This is a genomic window from Vibrio sp. 1249-1 (genome assembly GCF_033340495.1).
This window is the reverse complement of sequence record NZ_JAWOWJ010000169.1, coordinates 1-1003: the sequence shown is the minus strand read 5'-3', so window position 1 is coordinate 1003 and position 1003 is coordinate 1. Positions and strand designations below refer to the sequence as shown.

At 48.6% G+C, this 1003-nt stretch carries 2 protein-coding genes; both read right to left on the bottom strand.

Annotated features, from left to right (window positions below; genetic code table 11):
• The coding region (lolA, locus tag R7Z50_RS25010) for an outer membrane lipoprotein chaperone LolA (protein ID WP_318149422.1) at nt 1-449 on the bottom strand (449 nt) is incomplete at its 3' end.
• A gap of 74 nt (nt 450-523) precedes the next feature.
• A partial coding sequence (locus R7Z50_RS25005) for a DNA translocase FtsK (protein ID WP_318149421.1) occupies nt 524-1003 on the bottom strand: 480 nt, incomplete at its 5' end.

Sequence of the window (1003 nt, the reverse complement as noted above, 5' to 3'; positions counted from 1 at the left end):
TGAGTAGAGTCTACTGCGGTTGGGATAAGCGTAAATTCATTCCCTTTCTGGGAGATCTTATAATTATCCCAATCACTTGCTCTGTTGCGAGTTAAGAGTACAAATGGTGTTTGCTCGGTCGCTTGCTCTTGCCAGTAAATGCTGACTTGCTCAATAAACGGGCTGTAGTACCACAAAGTTTTACCGTCTGAAACCAACAAGTTCTCATCTGGGAATGTCGTGCTCCAACGGAAAAGGCTTGGACGAGCGATTTCAACCGTGCCTTCCCCTTCCATGACTGTTTCCCCTTCTGGGCTGATCACTTGCTGAGAGAAATCGGCACTGAAGCCTTCATTCATCGCGAGGCGTTTGTTCAGTTCATCTTTTGGAGAGGCTGCATTTGCAGCAGAGAAGAAAGAAATGCTTAAAACTAGCGCTGAGAAAAGTTTCGCTGAAAATAGTTTTTTCATTCAGATACCTATCAGAGGGTCAAAGACCTAAAGTTACTCACCCCAGTTGGACTAAGGTGAGTAAAACAAGTTCATTAATCTTTTGGTGGCGCTGGAGCCAAGACTTCACGGTTACCATTGTGACCCGGCGCACTCACGATGCCTTGAGCCTCAAGCTGCTCGACAATTCGTGCGGCACGGTTATAGCCGATGTTGAATCGACGCTGCACGCCAGAAACCGAACCACGGCGCGACTGAACCACGTGCTCAACCACCTGATCAAACAATGGATCCATCTCTTCATCTGATTCCATTTGTTCGCCCGGAAGCAAACTTTCTGGGCCTTGGTCACCACTGATGATTTCATCGATGTAGTTTGGCTTACCACGCGCCTTCCAGTTGTTCACCACAGCATGTACATCATCATCCGACGCAAATGCGCCGTGAACACGAATCGTATGGCTAGAACCTGGAGGCAAGTACAGCATGTCACCCATACCAAGTAGCGATTCCGCGCCGCCTTGGTCAAGGATAGTACGCGAGTCCGTCTTCGTTGATACAGTAAACGCCACGCG